This window comes from Streptomyces sp. NPDC006265, from assembly GCF_040613555.1.
Classification (GTDB): domain Bacteria; phylum Actinomycetota; class Actinomycetes; order Streptomycetales; family Streptomycetaceae; genus Streptomyces.
This window is the reverse complement of sequence record NZ_JBEXSH010000948.1, coordinates 1-3,347: the sequence shown is the minus strand read 5'-3', so window position 1 is coordinate 3,347 and position 3,347 is coordinate 1. Positions and strand designations below refer to the sequence as shown.

The following is a 3,347-nucleotide window of genomic DNA, read 5'->3' as shown; positions in this document are numbered from 1 at the left end:
CGGACTGCTTCGCGGGCCTCGTCGGTGGCCTCACGGACGCGGCCGTCTCCGCGGTCGAGGCGCACGACCGGGCGGCCCTGCGCCAGCACGCGGGTCTTTTCCGGCAGAGCCCCGGTCAGCGGCAGGCCGATCACCTTCACCCGGCCGTCGAGCATCCGGCGCAGTTCCTCACTCGCCGGGTCGTCGCCCACGCCGGTGATCAGGGTGACGTCCCGGCCGTCGCGGGCGGCGAGGCAGGCCGCGAGGGCGGCGCCGCCGGGCCGCGCCCGCCGCGTGTGCTCCGCGACGACCGGTACGGGCGCGTCGGGGGCGAGCCGGTCGGCGGTACCGGTGAGGTCGCGGTCGAGCAGGGCGTCGCCGACCACGACGAGGGCGGACCTGCTGGAACCAGAACCTGGCATGGTCACCTCCCGTTCCTCTCCGCTGCCGCCCTCTCCACGGCCGCGTCGAACGCCTCGCACACCATGTGCACCGCCACCAGGTGGAGTTCCTGGACGGTCGCGGTGGAGGAGCCCGACACGCACAGCGCCTCGTCGCCGCAGGCCACCAGAGGGTTGGGGGCCGGGCCGGTCAGCGCCCACACGGTCAGGCCCGCCGCGCGTCCGGAGTCGGCGGCGGCCAGCAGGTTCGCGCTGGCGCCGGAGGTGGACAGCAGCAGCAGGATGTCGCCGGGCCGGCCGTGGGCGCGGACCTGGCGGGCGAACACCTCGTCCACGCCGTAGTCATTGGCGATGGCGGTGGTGGAGGAGGTGTCGGCGTGCAGTGCGATCGCGGAGAACGGCGGGCGGTCGTCGCGGTAGCGGCCGACGAGTTCGGCGGTCAGGTGCTGGGCCTGGGCCGCGCTGCCGCCGTTCCCGGCGGCCAGCAGTCGCCCGCCGCCGCTGAGGACTGCGGCCAGTCGCTCGCCCCACCGCTCGGTCAGATGGGCTCGTTCCCGGAACCGGACCAGGGCGTCGAGCAGTTCGTCACAGTGCGCGGTGACGGACGATTCGGCGTGGGTGCTCATCAGGCGACCTCCGTACGCAGTTCATGGCCCAGTGCCGTCTGCCTGTAGACCTGTTCCACTCCGTCCGCGACGCGCCGCCAGGTGTAGCGGGCGAGCACACGCTCGCGGCCGGCCACGCCGAAGCGGTTACGGCTGCGCTCGTGTCCGAGCAGGTGGCGGACGGCGTGGGCGATCGCCGGGGTGTCGTCCGGCGGCACGAGCCGTCCGGTGCGTCCGTCGGCGACGGTGTCCCGGTGGCCACCGACGGCGGTGGCGACGACGGGTGTTCCGCAGGCCATGGCCTCCAGCGGGACGATGCCGAAGGGCTCGTACACGGGAGTGCACAGGACCAGGTCCGCGCCGGCCATGAGCGCCGGCATCCGGCGCGGGTCGACGGCGCCGAGCAGGCGCACCCGGTCGGCCACGCCCTGCTCCTCGGCCAGTCGCAGCAGCCGTCGGGCCTCGGGATCGGCGTGCAGCCGCTCGGAGGGCGGGCCGCCGGCGATGAGGAGTTCGGTGTCCGGGATCCGGGTGAGGGCGCGGATCGCCTGGTCGTAGCCCTTGCGGGGGACCAGCCGGCCGCAGGCGAGCAGCCGGTGCTGCTGCCTCCGCCCGGGGGCGTCGGCAGTGTCCGCCCCGGGGTGGAAGTGGTCGGCGTCGACGCCGCACGGCACCACGGACACCCGGCCGGAGGACACCCCCATGGCGGCGAGCTCCTGAACCTCGTCGGTGCAGGTCGCCAGGACCCGCTCACAGGTGCGCCCGATCTGGCGTTCGATGCCGACGCGTTCGATCGGGCTGGTGTCGTCCCGGCCCTGGTGGCGTCGCTTGACGGCGCCCAGGGCGTGGAACGTCTGGATGACCGGGATGCCGTGCGAGTGGGCGCCGATCTGGGAGGCCATGCCGGACATCCAGAAGTGGGCGTGCACCACATCGGGCCGCTGGCGGCGCCAGGCCCGGGTCAGGTGGACGGCGAAGGCCGGCATGTGCTCGAACAGGGCGTCCTTGGGAATCACCTCGGGCGGCCCGGCCGGCACGTGCTCGACGACGGCGCCGCCGGGCAGCGGCACCCGGTCGGGCAGGTCGGCGGAGTCACGTCGGGTGTAGACGGTGACGTCGTGGCCTCGGCGCGCCAACTCCTCCGAGAGGCGGGCCACATACACGTTCTGGCCGCCGGCGTCGACTCCGCCGAGCGCGGCGAGCGGACTCGCGTGCTCGGACACCATGGCGATCCTCATCGGGTCACCTCCTTCAGCAGCCGCTCCCAGTCGTCCAGGAAGCGGGACAGTCCGTAGCGGGCGAGCGCCGCCGCGCGTGCTCCCTCGCCGACCGTGCGGGCGTGCAGCGGGTCGGCGACGAAGTCGCGGACGGCATCGGTCAGTACATCGATGCGGTTGGAGACCACTCCGGCGCCAGGGGGCACCGCCTCGGTGACCTCGGTGGTGGCGAGGGCGACCACGGGCATGCCGAGGTGCATGGCCTCCAGCAGGGACAGGCCGAGGGAGGTCCAGCGGACCGGGTGGAGGTAGAGGCGGCGCCTGGCCATCGCCGAGTGCAGCTCGCGCTGGACGAGTTCGTGCGAACGGCAGCGCCCGTGCGGCAGGCCGAGGTGGTCGGCGAGGCCGTCGGTCTTCATGCCGAAGACGTCCAGCGGGGCAGCTTCGGCGAACGTCGGCAGCAGGTCGGTGCCGGTGGTACGGCCGCGCCGGATCGGCTCGTTGACGGCGACGGCCGCGTGTGGGATCTCGCCGGTCCACAGGGGGCCGGGGTCGACGATGCCGTGTTCGATGACGGTGGTGTCGGTGCTCCCGGCGTCCCACATCAGGCGGTTGAAGTGGGTGACGTGGACCAGCGGCACTCCGGGCAGGTCCGCGGCCGGGTGCCGGGTGTCCGGTACTCCCGGGGAGCCGTGGGGGGCGTTGTGCTCCAGGTACACCATGGGCGGGCGCCGGCCCAGCCACTGCTCCACGAGGGCGTACTCGTGCGGGCGTTGCAGGATCACCACGTCGATGTCCGCGTCCCGCAGCCGCTCCGGCGGGAGCTCGATCACGTTGTCCGGCCAGTCGAAGGTGCGGGCACGGCCGAGACCGTCGGGCCCGCGGTCCGGGGTGACCGGGACGACGTAGGTTTGCGGGCCCTGCACGAAGGCCGTGGTCCACGACCCGTGCACGTGCCAGATCAGGATCCTCATTCCGCGACCACCTTCTCCACGGCGACCACCACGTCCTCCGCGGTGACCGACTCCAGGCACGGATGGCCGGGCACCGGGCAGTTCCGGGCGGTCTGCTGGGCGATCTGCGCCGCGCCCTCGACGCGCACGAGGTGCATCTGCACTACCAGCCCAAGGTCCGCTTCGACGGTC

At 73.6% G+C, this 3,347-nt stretch carries 4 protein-coding genes; all 4 read right to left on the bottom strand.

The window, feature by feature from the left end:
• On the bottom strand, window positions 1-401 hold a 401-nt coding region (locus ABZ281_RS43275; RefSeq protein WP_356663629.1), incomplete at its 3' end, for a PfkB family carbohydrate kinase.
• A 2-nt stretch (window positions 402-403) separates the two neighbouring features.
• A complete protein-coding gene (locus ABZ281_RS43270) occupies window positions 404-1,006 on the bottom strand; it encodes an SIS domain-containing protein (RefSeq protein WP_356663627.1) in 603 nt (200 codons plus the stop codon).
• Entirely contained in the window at window positions 1,006-2,223 is a 1,218-nt protein-coding gene (locus ABZ281_RS43265; RefSeq protein ID WP_356663625.1) for a glycosyltransferase, read from the bottom strand. Before ABZ281_RS43265 ends, ABZ281_RS43270 begins: the two co-directional genes overlap by 1 nt.
• A complete protein-coding gene (locus ABZ281_RS43260) occupies window positions 2,220-3,176 on the bottom strand; it encodes a glycosyltransferase (RefSeq protein WP_356663623.1) in 957 nt (318 codons plus the stop codon). The genes ABZ281_RS43265 and ABZ281_RS43260 overlap by 4 nt, the downstream gene beginning before the upstream one ends.
• Between the last annotated feature and the right edge of the window lie 171 nt (window positions 3,177-3,347).

Coding starts and splice junctions, on each gene's coding strand:
- ABZ281_RS43260 (WP_356663623.1), bottom strand. CDS start 3,176: ATGAGGATCCTGATCTGGCACGTGCACGGGTCGTGGACCACGGCCTTC.
- ABZ281_RS43270 (WP_356663627.1), bottom strand. CDS start 1,006: ATGAGCACCCACGCCGAATCGTCCGTCACCGCGCACTGTGACGAACTG.
- ABZ281_RS43265 (WP_356663625.1), bottom strand. CDS start 2,223: ATGAGGATCGCCATGGTGTCCGAGCACGCGAGTCCGCTCGCCGCGCTC.